24 protein-coding genes are annotated in these 13753 nt (G+C 66.5%); all 24 read right to left on the bottom strand.

The features are described 5' to 3' along the window. Window positions 1–69: 69 nt before the first annotated feature. Window positions 70–705: a 50S ribosomal protein L15 gene (gene rplO, locus EDF50_RS11035; protein WP_123519587.1), complete on the bottom strand. Its 636-nt coding sequence runs from the start codon at window positions 703–705 to the stop codon at window positions 70–72. After that, the gene (gene rpmD / locus EDF50_RS11030) at window positions 705–890 is read right to left on the bottom strand and encodes a 50S ribosomal protein L30 (RefSeq protein ID WP_043593338.1); all 186 of its coding nucleotides are present in this window, start codon (window positions 888–890) and stop codon (window positions 705–707) included. Before rpmD ends, rplO begins: the two co-directional genes overlap by 1 nt. Continuing rightward, entirely contained in the window at window positions 890–1630 is a 741-nt protein-coding gene (gene rpsE, locus EDF50_RS11025; RefSeq protein ID WP_043593339.1) for a 30S ribosomal protein S5, read from the bottom strand. The genes rpmD and rpsE overlap by 1 nt, the downstream gene beginning before the upstream one ends. After that, window positions 1627–1998, bottom strand: a complete 372-nt coding sequence (gene rplR / locus EDF50_RS11020; protein ID WP_043593341.1) for a 50S ribosomal protein L18 — start codon at window positions 1996–1998, stop codon at window positions 1627–1629. The genes rpsE and rplR overlap by 4 nt, the downstream gene beginning before the upstream one ends. Before the next feature lie 2 nt (window positions 1999–2000). After that, entirely contained in the window at window positions 2001–2537 is a 537-nt protein-coding gene (rplF, locus tag EDF50_RS11015; RefSeq protein ID WP_123519586.1) for a 50S ribosomal protein L6, read from the bottom strand. 6 nt (window positions 2538–2543) lie between these two features. Next, complete coding sequence (gene rpsH / locus EDF50_RS11010; RefSeq protein ID WP_043593344.1) at window positions 2544–2942, bottom strand: 30S ribosomal protein S8; 399 nt, start codon at window positions 2940–2942, stop codon at window positions 2544–2546. A gap of 142 nt (window positions 2943–3084) precedes the next feature. Continuing rightward, a complete protein-coding gene (gene rplE / locus EDF50_RS11005; RefSeq protein ID WP_123519585.1) occupies window positions 3085–3672 on the bottom strand; it encodes a 50S ribosomal protein L5 in 588 nt (195 codons plus the stop codon). Continuing rightward, window positions 3672–4031 (bottom strand): 50S ribosomal protein L24, encoded by a 360-nt coding sequence (rplX, locus tag EDF50_RS11000; protein ID WP_043593348.1) that lies wholly within the window; start codon window positions 4029–4031, stop codon window positions 3672–3674. Before rplX ends, rplE begins: the two co-directional genes overlap by 1 nt. 3 nt (window positions 4032–4034) lie before the next feature. Continuing rightward, window positions 4035–4403: a 50S ribosomal protein L14 gene (gene rplN, locus EDF50_RS10995; protein ID WP_043593350.1), complete on the bottom strand. Its 369-nt coding sequence runs from the start codon at window positions 4401–4403 to the stop codon at window positions 4035–4037. A 34-nt stretch (window positions 4404–4437) separates the two neighbouring features. Further along, a complete protein-coding gene (gene rpsQ / locus EDF50_RS10990) occupies window positions 4438–4734 on the bottom strand; it encodes a 30S ribosomal protein S17 (RefSeq protein WP_071256223.1) in 297 nt (98 codons plus the stop codon). After that, window positions 4734–5057 (bottom strand): 50S ribosomal protein L29, encoded by a 324-nt coding sequence (gene rpmC / locus EDF50_RS10985; RefSeq protein ID WP_054145424.1) that lies wholly within the window; start codon window positions 5055–5057, stop codon window positions 4734–4736. The genes rpsQ and rpmC overlap by 1 nt, the downstream gene beginning before the upstream one ends. Then, window positions 5057–5476: a 50S ribosomal protein L16 gene (rplP, locus tag EDF50_RS10980; protein WP_043593355.1), complete on the bottom strand. Its 420-nt coding sequence runs from the start codon at window positions 5474–5476 to the stop codon at window positions 5057–5059. Before rplP ends, rpmC begins: the two co-directional genes overlap by 1 nt. Window positions 5477–5478: 2 nt before the next feature. Next, window positions 5479–6258, bottom strand: a complete 780-nt coding sequence (gene rpsC, locus EDF50_RS10975) for a 30S ribosomal protein S3 (protein ID WP_043593357.1) — start codon at window positions 6256–6258, stop codon at window positions 5479–5481. Beyond that, entirely contained in the window at window positions 6258–6650 is a 393-nt protein-coding gene (gene rplV, locus EDF50_RS10970) for a 50S ribosomal protein L22 (RefSeq protein WP_123519584.1), read from the bottom strand. The genes rpsC and rplV overlap by 1 nt, the downstream gene beginning before the upstream one ends. A gap of 25 nt (window positions 6651–6675) precedes the next feature. After that, window positions 6676–6957, bottom strand: a complete 282-nt coding sequence (gene rpsS / locus EDF50_RS10965; protein WP_043593360.1) for a 30S ribosomal protein S19 — start codon at window positions 6955–6957, stop codon at window positions 6676–6678. 12 nt (window positions 6958–6969) lie between these two features. Next, the gene (gene rplB / locus EDF50_RS10960; RefSeq protein WP_056043560.1) at window positions 6970–7809 is read right to left on the bottom strand and encodes a 50S ribosomal protein L2; all 840 of its coding nucleotides are present in this window, start codon (window positions 7807–7809) and stop codon (window positions 6970–6972) included. 18 nt (window positions 7810–7827) lie between these two features. Further along, window positions 7828–8127, bottom strand: a complete 300-nt coding sequence (gene rplW, locus EDF50_RS10955; protein ID WP_043593363.1) for a 50S ribosomal protein L23 — start codon at window positions 8125–8127, stop codon at window positions 7828–7830. Then, window positions 8124–8786 carry a 50S ribosomal protein L4 gene (gene rplD / locus EDF50_RS10950; protein ID WP_123519583.1) on the bottom strand — a complete coding sequence of 221 codons (663 nt, stop codon included), beginning with the start codon at window positions 8784–8786 and terminating at the stop codon, window positions 8124–8126. The genes rplW and rplD overlap by 4 nt, the downstream gene beginning before the upstream one ends. Before the next feature lie 3 nt (window positions 8787–8789). Next, window positions 8790–9440: a 50S ribosomal protein L3 gene (gene rplC, locus EDF50_RS10945; RefSeq protein WP_167599061.1), complete on the bottom strand. Its 651-nt coding sequence runs from the start codon at window positions 9438–9440 to the stop codon at window positions 8790–8792. A 16-nt stretch (window positions 9441–9456) separates the two neighbouring features. Then, on the bottom strand, window positions 9457–9765 hold the full coding sequence (gene rpsJ, locus EDF50_RS10940) for a 30S ribosomal protein S10 (RefSeq protein ID WP_043593369.1): 309 nt from the start codon (window positions 9763–9765) through the stop codon (window positions 9457–9459). A gap of 397 nt (window positions 9766–10162) precedes the next feature. After that, window positions 10163–11002, bottom strand: a complete 840-nt coding sequence (locus EDF50_RS10935; protein ID WP_148076821.1) for a DarT ssDNA thymidine ADP-ribosyltransferase family protein — start codon at window positions 11000–11002, stop codon at window positions 10163–10165. Window positions 11003–11106: 104 nt separating this feature from the next. After that, window positions 11107–12099: a DNA topoisomerase IB gene (locus EDF50_RS10930; RefSeq protein ID WP_123519581.1), complete on the bottom strand. Its 993-nt coding sequence runs from the start codon at window positions 12097–12099 to the stop codon at window positions 11107–11109. 88 nt (window positions 12100–12187) lie between these two features. Continuing rightward, the gene (locus EDF50_RS10925; protein WP_123519580.1) at window positions 12188–12400 is read right to left on the bottom strand and encodes an Rv0909 family putative TA system antitoxin; all 213 of its coding nucleotides are present in this window, start codon (window positions 12398–12400) and stop codon (window positions 12188–12190) included. Between the two features lie 125 nt (window positions 12401–12525). Beyond that, window positions 12526–13716, bottom strand: a complete 1191-nt coding sequence (gene tuf, locus EDF50_RS10920; protein WP_056259730.1) for an elongation factor Tu — start codon at window positions 13714–13716, stop codon at window positions 12526–12528. Window positions 13717–13753 lie beyond the last annotated feature (37 nt).

The following is a 13753-nucleotide window of genomic DNA, read 5'->3' as shown; positions in this document are numbered from 1 at the left end:
GGGGCCTCCCGGTATGAAGGATAGACGACTGATGGGGTGGCCCTGGCGGACCACCCCCTCAGGTGATTTTTACTTGCTGACGGACCCGCCGGCGGCGACGATCTTCTCTTCGGCGGAGCCGGAGACCTTGTCGACCGCGACGGTGAGCTTGACGCTCAGGTCGCCCTGTCCGAGGACCTTGACCTTCTCGTTCTTCCGAACGGCACCCTTGGCGACGAGGTCACCGACGGTGACGTCACCACCCTGCGGGTAGAGCTCGTTCAGCTTCTCGAGGTTGACCACCTGGTACTCGACGCGGAACGGGTTCTTGAACCCGCGCAGCTTCGGAGTACGCATGTGGAGCGGCATCTGGCCACCCTCGAAACCGACCTTGACCTGGTACCGGGCCTTCTGACCCTTGGTGCCACGACCAGCCGTCTTACCCTTCGAGCCCTCACCACGGCCGACGCGCGTCTTCGCCTTCTTGGCACCGGGAGCCGGACGAAGGTGGTGCACCTTGAGCACCTGGGGACGCGCGACGTCGTCGGAGGACGTCGTCGAGGCGGGAGCGGCCTTGGTGGTCGAACCCGTCGAAGCAGCGGCCTTGTCGGCCGCGGGCTTCTTGGCAGCGGCCTTGGGGGCAGCAGCCTTGGTGGTCGTCGCCTTGGGGGCGGCGGCCTTCTTCGGGGCGGCCTTCGCGGCGGCCTCGTTCTTCTCGTCAGCCATTAGTCAATCTCCTCGACCTTCACGAGGTGGGCGACCGTGTTGACGTAGCCGCGGTTCTGCTTGGTGTCCTCGCGAACGACCGACTGGCCGATGCGCTTGAGGCCCAGGCTCCGCAGCGTGTCACGCTGGTTCTGCTTCTCGCTGATTACGGACTTGATCTGGGTCACCTTGAGGTTGGCGGCCATCAGGCACCTGCCTTCTCGGTCGCGGCGGTACGAGCTGCCTGCTCGGCACGGACCATGAAGGCCGGCATGACAGCGTCGATGTCGAGTCCACGACGGGCGGCGACGGCGCGGGGCTCTTCGAGCTGCTGCAGTGCCTCCACCGTGGCGTGGACGATGTTGATCGTGTTCGACGACCCGAGCGACTTGCTCAGGACGTCGTGCACGCCGGCGCACTCGAGCACGGCGCGGACGGGACCACCGGCGATGACACCGGTACCGGCCGAGGCCGGACGCAGCATCACGACACCGGCAGCGGCCTCACCCTGCACGGGGTGCGGGATCGTGTTGCCGATGCGGGGGACGCGGAAGAAGTTCTTCTTGGCCTCTTCGACGCCCTTGCTGATGGCCGTGGGGACCTCGCGGGCCTTGCCGTAGCCGACGCCGACCAGTCCGTTGCCGTCACCGACGACGACGAGCGCGGTGAAGCTGAAGCGACGACCGCCCTTGACGACCTTCGACACGCGGTTGATCGTGACGACGCGCTCCAGGAACTGGCTCTTGTCGTCACGGTCGCCGCGACCGCGGCCACCCTGGTTGCGGTCTCCACGACCCTGGCCGCCACGGCGGTCGGTGCGACCACCCTCGCGGTTGTTCGACTCCGAGCCGGCAGCGGTCTCGACGGGACGCTCGACGACGGCCTCAGCCGGTGCCTTGGTCGCTTCGGTCTCTGCGGGGGGAGTGGTGTTCGTAGCGTCGCTCACAGGTTCAAACCAGCCTCTCGGGCGCCTTCGGCGATGGCCGCGACGCGTCCGGCGTACTTGTTGCCGCCGCGATCGAACACGACGGCTTCGATGCCCGCAGCCTTCGCACGCTCGGCGACGAGTTCGCCGACCTTGCGGGACTTCGCGGTCTTGTCACCGTCGAACGTGCGCAGGTCGGCCTCGAGGGTCGATGCGCTGGCGACGGTGAAGCCCTTGCTGTCGTCGACGACCTGCACGAACACGTGCCTGGCCGAACGGGTGACGACGAGACGGGGGCGCTCTTCGGTGCCCACGACCTTCTTGCGCAGGCGGGTGTGACGGCGCTTGGTAGCAGCCGACTTGCTTTTTCCTCGTGTACCGAGACCCATGATTACTTACCTGACTTTCCGGCCTTGCGGCGGACGACCTCGCCGGCGTAGCGGACACCCTTGCCCTTGTAGGGCTCGGGCTTGCGCAGCTTGCGGATGTTGGCAGCCATCTCGCCGACGGCCTGCTTGTCGATCCCGACGACGGTGAGCTTGTTGTTGCCCTCGACCGTGAAGCTGATGCCCACGGGCGGCTCGACGGTGATGGGGTGCGAGTAGCCCAGGGCGAACTCGACGTTCGAGCCCTTGGCCTGGACGCGGTAGCCGGTTCCGACGACCTCGAGGCCCTTGGTGTAGCCCTCGGTGACGCCGATGATCTGGTTGGCGATCAGGGTGCGCGTGAGGCCGTGGAGCGAACGCGACTCGCGCTCGTCGTCGGGGCGGGTCACGACGACCGTGCCTTCTTCGATCTTGGCTTCGATGGGGCTCTTGACGACGAGCGACAGCTCACCCTTGGGGCCCTTGACACTGACGGCCTGGCCGTCGATCTTCACGTCGACCCCGGCAGGGATCGAGATGGGGAGTCTTCCGATTCGAGACATGACGAGTTACCACACGTAGGCGAGGACTTCTCCGCCTACGCCCTTCTTCTGGGCCTCACGGTCGGTCAGCAGACCGGAGGAAGTCGACAGGATGGCGACACCGAGGCCACCGAGCACCTGGGGGATCTCGGTCGACTTGGCGTAGACGCGGAGGCCCGGCTTCGACACGCGCTTGATGCCCTTGATGGAGCGCTCACGGGCGGGGCCGTACTTGAGGTCGATCGTGAGGGTCTGGCCCACTCGGGCGTCTTCGACCTTCCACGACTCGATGAAACCCTCGCGCTTGAGGATCTCGGCGATGTGGGACTTGAGCTTGCTGCTCGGGAGCGACACGGTCTCGTGGAAGGCCGAGTTCGCGTTGCGCAGTCTGGTCAGCAGGTCTGCGACCGGATCTGTCATCGTCATGCGGTTTGTCACTTTCTCGTCCGGTTTCGACATCCGGTACACCGGGTGCCGACCTGGGCGATCGATTGGTCGACGAGCGGTTCTCGTCGACCTCAGGGGAACGGCCGGCAACTCTTCGAGAAGAGTTGCCGACCGGACGATCTTAGTTGGCCGAGTCGGCCGAACGGAACGGGAACCCGAGCGCCTTGAGCAGCGCGCGACCTTCGTCGTCGTTCTTCGCGGTCGTGACGACGGTGATGTCGAAGCCACGGACACGGTCGATGCGGTCCTGGTCGATCTCGTGGAACATGCTCTGCTCGTTGAGACCGAACGTGTAGTTGCCGTTGCCGTCGAACTGGCGGTCGCTCAGACCGCGGAAGTCGCGGATGCGCGGAAGCGCCAGCGACAGCAGTCGGTCGAGGAACTCCCAGGCGCGGTCGCCACGCAGCGTGACGTGCGCACCGATGGGCTGGCCCTCGCGGAGCTTGAACTGCGCGATGGACTTGCGAGCCTTCGTGACCTGGGGCTTCTGACCCGTGATCGCCGTGAGGTCCTTGATGGCACCGTCGATGATCTTGCTGTCACGAGCGGCCTCACCGACACCGGTGTTGACGACGATCTTCACGAGCCCGGGCACCTGGTGCACGTTCGTGAAGCCGAAGTCGGACTTCAGCTGCTCGATGATCTCGGCGCGGTATTTGGCCTTGAGCCGCGGCTGGGCCGTGGCGACCTGCGTGGTGGTGTCGGTCATCAGAGGTTCTCACCAGACTTCTTGGCGTAGCGGACGCGAACGGTCTTGGACACGCCGTCCTTGGTGACCGTCTCTTCGCGGAAACCGACGCGGGTCGGCTTCTTGGTCTTGGGGTCGACGACGGCGACGTTCGACACGTGGATCGGTGCCTCGTGCGTCTCGATGCCACCGGTCTTGGAACCGCGCTGGGTCTGGCCGACACGCACGTGCTTGGTGACGAAGTTGACGCCTTCGACGACCACGCGGTTGCGCTCGACGAGCACCTCGAGGACCTTGCCCTGCTTGCCACGGTCTCCGCCGCGGGCCTGCGAGGCACCGGTGATGACCTGCACGAGGTCACCCTTCTTGATGTTTGCCATGACTTAGATAACCTCCGGCGCCAGCGAGATGATCTTCATGAACTTCTTGTCGCGGAGCTCGCGACCGACCGGTCCGAAGATGCGGGTTCCGCGAGGGTCTCCGTCGGCCTTCAGGATCACTGCGGCGTTCTCGTCGAACTTGATGTAAGAGCCGTCCGGACGACGGACCTCTTTCTTGGTGCGAACGATGACGGCCTTGACGACGTCACCCTTCTTGACGTTGCCACCGGGGATGGCGTCCTTCACCGTGGCGACGATCACGTCACCCAGGCCGGCGTAACGACGGCCGGAGCCACCGAGCACACGGATGGTGAGGATCTCTTTCGCCCCGGTGTTGTCGGCGATCTTGAGGCGGGATTCTTGCTGAATCACTTGTGTCTCCTTCTACGCAAGCAGGCCGCGAGGCCTACTTCGCCTTCTCGAGGATCTCGACCAGGCGCCAGCGCTTGGAGGCGCTGAGCGGACGGGTCTCGCTGATCACGACGAGGTCGCCGACACCGGCCGCGTTGGCCTCGTCGTGGACCTTGACCTTGGACGTGCGGCGGATGACCTTGCCGTACAGGGGGTGCTTCACGCGGTCCTCGACCTCGACGACGATGGTCTTCTCCATCTTGTCGCTGGTCACGTAGCCGCGACGCGTCTTGCGGTAGCCGCGGACCTCGACGGCAGCCGAGTCGACCTCGGTCTTGTTCTCGGTGGCCATTACTTGCTCTCCTCGGCGGTCTCGTCAGCCGTCTCGGCCGGCTTGTCAGCCTTCTTGGTCGACTTCTTGGCGGCCTTGGGGGCTGCCTCGACCGGGGCGGGGGTGGCACGGATGCCGAGCTCGCGCTCACGCAGGACCGTGTAGATGCGAGCGATGTCGCGCTTCACGGCACGCAGGCGGCCGTGGCTCTCGAGCTGGCCGGTGGCCGACTGGAAGCGGAGGTTGAAGAGTTCTTCCTTCGCCTTCTTCAGCTCATCGACGAGACGCTCGTCTTCGAATGTGTCGAGCTCGACAGGACGGAGCTCCTTGGAACCGATCGCCATTATGCGTCGCCCTCCTCGCGCTTGATGATGCGTGCCTTGAGGGGCAGCTTGTGGATTGCGCGAGTGAGTGCCTCTTTGGCGATCTCCTCGCTCACGCCGCTGAGCTCGAAGAGCACGCGACCCGGCTTGACGTTCGCGACCCACCACTCGGGCGAGCCCTTACCGGAACCCATGCGGGTCTCGGCGGGCTTCTTCGTGAGCGGACGGTCGGGGTAGATGTTGATCCACACCTTTCCGCCACGCTTGATGTGACGCGTCATGGCGATACGAGCGGACTCGATCTGACGGTTGGTCACGTAAGCGGGCGTGAGGGCCTGGATGCCGTATTCACCGAAGCTGACCTTGGTGCCACCAGTGGCCTGGCCACTACGGCCGGGGTGGTGTTGCTTGCGGTGCTTGACACGACGGGGGATAAGCATGGTTACGCCTCAGCTCCTGTGGTGGCGGGTGCCTTCTGCTCGCGGGGAGCGCGGTCGCCCCCGCCGCGGCGGGCGCCGTCACGGTCGTTGCGGCGCTCGGGGCGAGACGACTTCTGGTTCGCCTGCTCGCGCGCGAGCTCCTTGTTGGTGATGTCGCCCTTGTAGATCCAGACCTTGACACCGATGCGACCGAAGGTGGTCTTGGCCTCGTAGAAGCCGTAGTCGATGTTGGCGCGGAGGGTGTGCAGGGGGACGCGACCCTCGCGGTAGAACTCCGAGCGGCTCATCTCGGCGCCGCCGAGACGGCCCGACACCTGGATGCGGACACCCTTGGCACCGGCACGCTGAGCGCCCTGGAGGCCCTTGCGCATCGCACGACGGAACGCCACGCGAGCAGCGAGCTGCTCGGCGATGCCCTGCGCGACGAGCTGAGCCTCGGCCTCGGGGTTCTTGACCTCGAGGATGTTCAACTGGATCTGCTTGCTCGTGAGCTTCTCGAGGTCGCCGCGGATGCGCTCGGCCTCGGCGCCACGACGACCGATCACGATGCCCGGACGGGCCGTGTGGATGTCGACGCGGACGCGGTCACGGGTGCGCTCGATCTCGATCTTGGCCACGCCGGCGCGGTCGAGCGAGGTCTTGAGCAGGGTGCGGATCTTGACGTCCTCGGCGACGTAGTCGCTGTAACGCTGTCCCGGCTTGGTGCTGTCGGTGAACCACCGCGACACGTGGTCGGTGGTGATGCCCAGACGGAAGCCGTACGGGTTGACTTTCTGGCCCATTACTTGCTCGCCTTCTTCGTAGCGTCGGCAGCCTCGACCTCATCAGGCGTCGCGAGGACGATCGTGATGTGGCTGGTGCGCTTCAGGATCTTGAAGGCGCGGCCCTGTGCACGCGGCTGGAACCGCTTGAGGGTGGCGCCCTGGTCGACGAATGCACGACTGATGTACAGGTCCTGCTCGTCGAGGTAGCTGTTCGAGGCGTCCGCCTTGACCCGGGCGTTGGCCATGGCCGACGCGACGAGCTTGTAGACGGGCTCGCTGGCACCCTGAGGCGCGAACTTCAGGATCGCCAGAGCCTCGGCGGCCTGCTTGCCGCGGATCAGGTTGACGACACGACGGGCCTTCATGGGGGTGACGCGGATGTGACGCACGCGTGCGATCGACTCCACCATTTCTCTCCTCCTTCACGTCGCCGCGTTAGCGGCGACGACCCTTCTTGTCGTCCTTCACGTGACCACGGAAGGTGCGGGTGGGCGCGAACTCACCGAGCTTGTGGCCGATCATGCTCTCGGTCACGAACACGGGGATGTGCTTGCGTCCGTCGTGCACGGCGATGGTGTGCCCAAGCATGTTGGGGACGATCATCGAACGGCGCGACCAGGTCTTGATGACGTTCTTGGTGCTGGCCTCGTTCTGCGAGACGACCTTGCGAAGCAGGTGGTCGTCAACGAAGGGGCCCTTCTTAAGACTGCGTGGCATCTTCTACAACTCCTACTTACGCTTCTTGCCAGCGTTACGACGACGGACGATGAGCTTGTCGCTCTCTTTGTTGGGGTGACGCGTGCGGCCCTCTTTCTGGCCCCACGGGCTGACCGGGTGGCGTCCACCGGAGGTCTTGCCCTCACCACCACCGTGAGGGTGGTCGACGGGGTTCATGGCGACACCACGCACGGTCGGGCGGACGCCCTTCCAGCGCATGCGGCCGGCCTTGCCCCAGTTGATGTTCGACTGCTCGGCGTTGCCGACCTCGCCGATCGTGGCGCGGCAGCGGGCGTCGACGTTGCGGACCTCGCCCGACGGCAGACGGAGCTGCGCGTAGGGGCCGTCCTTGGCGACGAGACGCACCGAGGCACCGGCCGAGCGGGCCATCTTCGCGCCTCCACCGGGCTTGAGCTCGATGGCGTGGATGACGGTACCGACCGGGATGTTCTTCAGCGGCAGGTTGTTTCCGGGCTTGATGTCGGCGCCGGCACCCGACTCGACGACGTCGCCCTGCTTCAGCTTGTTCGGCGCGATGATGTATCGCTTGGTGCCGTCCACGAAGTGCAGGAGCGCGATGCGAGCCGTGCGGTTGGGGTCGTACTCGATGTGAGCGACCTTGGCGTTGACGCCGTCCTTGTCGTTGCGACGGAAGTCGATGACGCGGTACTGACGCTTGTGGCCACCACCGATGTGACGGGTCGTGATGCGACCGGCGTTGTTACGGCCACCGGACTTCGAGAGCGGGCGCAGCAGCGACTTCTCGGGCGTCGAACGCGTGATCTCCGCGAAGTCGGCGACCGACGAACCGCGGCGACCCGGGGTCGTGGGCTTGTAGTTACGAATTGCCATGATTTATGCCTCTGCTCCCTAGCCGACAGCCGTGAAGATGTCGATGGAACCGGACTTCAGCGTGACGATGGCGCGCTTGGTGTCCTTGCGCTTGCCGGTGCCGAAGCGGGTGCGACGGGTCTTGCCCGTTCGGTTGAGCGTGTTGATGCTGTCGACCTTGACGTCGAAGATCTTCTCGATGGCGAGCTTGATCTCGGTCTTGTTCGAACGCGGGTCCACGAGGAAGGTGTACTTGCCCTGGTCGATCAGGGAGTAGCTCTTCTCGGAGACGACGGGCGCGATGATGACGTCGCGGGGGTCTTTTCCGTAGCCGCTCATGCGGTGGCCTCCTTCTTGGCCTTCGAGGCGACGAAGCCGTCGAAGGCGCTCTTCGTGAAGACGATGTCGTCGCTGACGAGGACGTCGTAGGCGTTCAGCTGGTCGAACGTGATCACGTGGACCGTCGGCACGTTGCGGACGCTCTTGAGGGTCAGCGTGTCGTCGCGGTCGGTGACGATCAGGACGTGCTTGCTCGAGGCGATCGACGCGAGCAGCTCGAGGGCGACCTTGGTCGAGATCGAGTCGGCGACGAAGCTCTCGACGACGTGGACGCGGGCGCCACGAGCGCGGTCGGACAACGCACCGAGCAGGGCTGCGGCGATCATCTTCTTGGGGGTGCGCTGCGCGTAGTCGCGGGGCTGCGGACCGTGGACGATGCCACCGCCGGTCATCTGAGGAGCGCGGATCGAACCCTGACGGGCGCGGCCGGTGCCCTTCTGCTTGAACGGCTTGCGGCCGGCGCCGGAGACCTCGCCACGACGCTTGGTCTTGTGCGTGCCCTGACGCGCGGCAGCCTGCTGCGCGACGACGACCTGGTGGATGAGCGGGACGTTCGTGACGACGTCGAACAGCTCGACGGGGAGCTCGACCGTGCTGGTCTTCTTGCCCTTGGCGTCGACGACGTCGACCGAAGCGGCCGGTGCGGTAGTGGTGGCCATGAGCTACTTCCCCTTCACGGCGGTGCGGACGAAAACGATGCGGCCACGAGCACCGGGGACGGCGCCCTTGACGAGCAGCAGACCCTTCTCGGCGTCGACGGCGTGCACCGTGAGGTTGAGGATGGTGACGCGCTCGCCACCCATGCGACCGGCCATGCGCATGCCCTTGAAGACACGGCTGGGGGTCGAGGAGGCGCCGATCGAACCGGGCTTGCGGTGGTTGCGGTGCGCACCGTGCGAGGCGCTGACGCCCTTGAAGTTGTGACGCTTCATGACACCGGCGAAGCCCTTGCCCTTGGAGGTTCCGACGACGTCGACCTTCTGGCCGGCCTCGAAGGTGTCGACCGTGAGCTCTTGACCGAGTGCGTACTCGGCGGCGTCGGCGGTGCGGACCTCGGTGAGGTGACGGCGGGGCGTGACGCCCGCGGCGTCGAAGTGGCCCGTGGCGGGCTTGTTCGACTTGCGGGGGTCGATCTGGCCGGCCGCGATCTGGACGGCGGTGTAGCCGTCCTTCTCGAGCGAGCGGACCTGGGTCACGACGTTCGGGGCGATCTCGACGACGGTGACGGGGACGAGCTTGTTGTTCTCGTCCCAGACCTGGGTCATGCCGAGCTTCTTGCCGAGCAGGCCCTTGACGTTCTTGGTGGTGCTGATGGTCATGGTCGCCCCCCTACAGCTTGATCTCGATGTTGACGTCGGCAGGCAGGTCGAGACGCATGAGCGAGTCGACGGCCTTCGGCGTCGGGTCGACGATGTCGATGAGGCGCTTGTGCGTGCGCTTCTCGAAGTGCTCGCGCGAGTCCTTGTACTTGTGGGGCGAACGGATCACGACGACCACGTTCTTCTCGGTCGGGAGCGGCACGGGGCCGACGACCGTAGCGCCCGCGCGGGTGACCGTGTCGACGATCTTGCGCGCGGAAGTGTCGATGACCTCGTGGTCGTACGACTTAAGTCGGATGCGGATCTTCTGTCCCGCCATGTGTGACTCTCTCTCGTTCGGACGTCGCGCACCTCGGGGGCCGCCTGACGCTGTTCGCTGGGCGAACATCTGTTGGCACTACGTGTCTCTCGCGTACCGCTGTTCTTGTGTCAATCCATCTGCCGAAACCGGCCGGTGCCCGCGAGGAAGGACCCGGGGAGGGCCATCTTCGCCACCGCCACCTGCACCCGGGGCTTCGCCCGGGCGCACCGTGACCATCGGGCACGGTGGTGGTTTCGTTGTGAGATGCGTCCTGCTACCCGCGGCCCAGACGCCCTGCGTCTGTGCACTGCCTGGCAGTGATCCGACACCGGGCGCAGAGGCCAGGCTCGAAATGTTGAACTAGACGATTTTGCCACACGCCTGCATTTGCTGCAACCCGGGCGTGTCGCGGATTTCAGACCGCTTCGACGACCGGGGCCGGGCGGAACCACGGCGGGTAGACGGCGACGCGCGGTGCGTCGGCACCCAGCTCGGCGAGGGTCTCTTTCACGGCGTCGCGGACCTTGTCGTTCGGGACGCCCACGAGGGTCACCGACGAGAAGGGCACCGATCCGGGGACGAGCACCTCGGGCCCGAGCAGGTCGGGGTCCTTCAGGCTGAAGCGGCGGACCATCGACGACGCGTCGTCGAGCCCCGCGGCGGCGCGGACACCCTCGACGGCCGCGTCGCCCTCGGTCACCACGAAGTCGTCGCCGAGCGAGGCGACGGGCACCACGAGCATGACGAAGTCGATCGCGCGGGCCTGACGCGCGGCCTCGGACCACTCGTACCCCTCGGCGCCGGTACGGACGGCGTCCCAGGCGGTCGCATGCGGCGACAGCGAGAACGGGACGTGCGCGCCGACGGGCTGGCCCGATGCGGTCGTGACGGAGGCGCGGAGGGCCCGAGTGGCCTCGGAGCTGATGTCGAGCACGGGGGTGGCACCGGCCTGCAGGACACCGGACGCGAGGATGCCGGGCAGGTTCGAGACGTGGGTCCAGTGGTAGGCGCGCTGCGTCGAGAACTCGGGGACGGGGGTGGCGGCCGACTGTGCGGCCACGGCGACGGCGGCGGAGTCACGGGCCAACGCAGGCGTGCTGCGCAGCGACTCGGGCTTGCGGTTGGAGGGGCGGCGGCGGGTGGTGACCGACCGTGCGGCGGCCGAGGGCATGCCATCGGCGACGCCCTCCCGCTTGCGGGGAGCGCAGATGTCGCACAACTCTCGCTCGAATCCGTGGATGCACTCGTCAGTCACTGCAGTTGTTCCTTTCGGGCGACCCGAACGGGACGCGACCCTCTAGGTTACGTCACGACGAGGTCCGTCCGTGGACCGTGGGACGTCGACGGCATCGACGGACCTCAGCGGAACAGCAACGCCCTGACCTCGGATTCGGCGGCGTGGACGCGGTCCGGGTCGATCGTCTCACCATGGCGGTACGCGTCGACCAGCCGGGGATCGACGTACGAGGACTTCGCGATCGCCGGGGTGTTGCCGAGCACGGCGGCGGCGTCACGCATCGCCTGGGCGAGGGACCTCGACTGCCGGGAGGCCGTCGCCTGTGGCCCGGAGCGGGCCAGGCTGACGGCGGCGGCGACGGTGCCGTGCAAGGTGCGGAAGTCCTTGGCGGTGAACTCGTCACCGGCCCTCTCCTTGACGTACTCGTTGATCTCGGTCGCTCGGAGCGGGTGCCAGGCCGCGCGCGCCTCCTCCACTCCCCCGTCCTCGGCCTTCCAGGCCAGCAACCGGGCCCGTCCACCGCGTCGTTTCAAGCTGCGCACGACGGCCGCGAGGTCGGCGTCGCGGATCTCGGAGTCCCAGTCCTGACCGCTCTTGCCGGGGAAGGCCAGCGACACCGTGTCGCCGGAGACGGTCGCGTGGGCGCAGAGCAACGTCGACAACCCATGGCTGCCGTGCTCCTGCGCGTAGCGCTCGGACCCCACGCGCAGGGAGCCGGTGTCGAGCATGCGGAAGGCGGCGGCGAGGACGCGCTCCCGGCCGGCCCCGTCGAGGCGGAGGTCACGAGTGACGAAACGGCGGGCGGTCGGCAGCGACTCCGCGAGGTCGAGTGCCCGATCGAACTTGATGCGGTCCTTCTGCTCCCGCCACGTCGGGTGGTAGATGTACTGGCGCCGACCCGCAGCGTCCACTCCTGTGGCCTGGATGTGGCCGTTGTCGTACGGGGAGATCCAGACGTCGGTCCAGGCGGGTGGGATGGCGAGTCTCTCGATGCGCCCCCGGAGCCCGGTGTCGGCGACGGCCGTTCCGTCGGCGGTGCGGTACGAGAAACCTCGTCCGGCGCGGACCCGGGTCAGCCCGGGCCGGCTCGAATCGGTCCTCCGGAGGCGCGGCATCGGTCGAGTGAACACCGCCCGTCACCGAGGGGGCTGGGCGGGGTACAGCGAAGCCCCCGCCATCAGGAGGGGGCTTCGTCGGTACGGGCTACTGGTTGCCGAGCTTCTTGTCGGCCTGCTCTTTCGCCTGCTGGATCTTGTCGCGGTGCTTGCCTCCGGTGGCCTTGTCGGCCGCGTCGGCGACGGCGTCGAGGATGTTGTCGCTGACCCCCTCGGCCTTCTCGCTCTTGAGCGCCTCCTGCACCTTGCCATCCTTCAGGAAGGCCTGGGCCTTCTTGGTGATGTCGTCGAAGCCTGCCATGGGGTCCTCCCGTCGGCGCCGGACCGTCCGACGTCAGCTCCATCGTGCACCGGGAACGCGAAAGAGGCCAGACCCCGTGGGGCCTGACCTCTCTCGTCAGATCAGTAGCACTGCCGAGGCGGTGGTTACTTCTTGATCTCGGTGACCGTGCCGGCACCGACCGTGCGGCCACCCTCGCGGATGGCGAAGCGCAGACCGGCTTCCATGGCGATCGGCTGGATCAGCTGGACGCTGATCTCGGTCGTGTCACCGGGCATGACCATCTCGGTGCCCTCGGGCAGCGTGATGACACCCGTGACGTCGGTGGTACGGAAGTAGAACTGCGGGCGGTAGTTCGCGTAGAACGGGTTGTGACGGCCGCCCTCGTCCTTCGAGAGGATGTAGACGTTCGCCTCGAACTCGGTGTGCGGCGTGACCGACCCGGGCTTGACGACGACCTGGCCGCGCTCGACGTCCTCGCGCTTGGTGCCGCGGAGGAGCAGACCGGTGTTGTCGCCGGCCTGGGCCGAGTCGAGCAGCTTGCGGAACATCTCGATGCCGGTGACGGTGGTCTTGACGGTCGGGCGGATGCCGACGATCTCGACCTCTTCGTTGACGTTGAGCTGACCGCGCTCGACACGACCGGTGACGACGGTGCCACGACCGGTGATCGTGAAGACGTCCTCGATGGGCATGAGGAAGGGCTGGTCGGTGGCGCGAACGGGCTCGGGCACGTTCTCGTCGACGGCGTTCATCAGCTCGGCGACCGTCTCGGCCCACTTCTCGTCACCCTCGAGGGCCTTGAGAGCGGAGACCTGGACGATCGGGGCGTTGTCGCCGTCGAACTCCTGGCTCGAGAGGAGCTCGCGGACCTCGAGCTCGACGAGCTCCATGATCTCTTCGTCATCGACCATGTCGGCCTTGTTCAGGGCGACGACGATGTAGGGCACGCCGACCTGGCGGGCGAGCAGGACGTGCTCACGCGTCTGGGGCATGGGACCGTCGGTGGCGGCGACGACGAGGATCGCGCCGTCCATCTGAGCGGCACCGGTGATCATGTTCTTGACGTAGTCGGCGTGGCCGGGAGCGTCGACGTGAGCGTAGTGGCGCTTCTCGGTCTGGTACTCGACGTGCGAGATGTTGATCGTGATGCCGCGCTGCTTCTCTTCAGGCGAGTTGTCGATCTGGTCGAACGCCGACGCCGTGTTGAGGGTGGGGTACTTGTCGTGCAGGACCTTGGTGATCGCCGCGGTGAGCGTGGTCTTGCCGTGGTCGACGTGACCGATGGTTCCGATGTTGACGTGCGGCTTGGTCCGCTCGAACTTGGCCTTAGCCACTGTGGGTCCTCCTCAGGACTCGGTTGCAGTGCGGCCC

Origin of the sequence: Frigoribacterium sp. PhB24 (assembly GCF_003755185.1) — a bacterium.
Taxonomy (GTDB): domain Bacteria; phylum Actinomycetota; class Actinomycetes; order Actinomycetales; family Microbacteriaceae; genus Frigoribacterium.
Note: the sequence above shows the minus strand (reverse complement) of the source record. Positions and strands in the feature narration are given on the sequence as shown.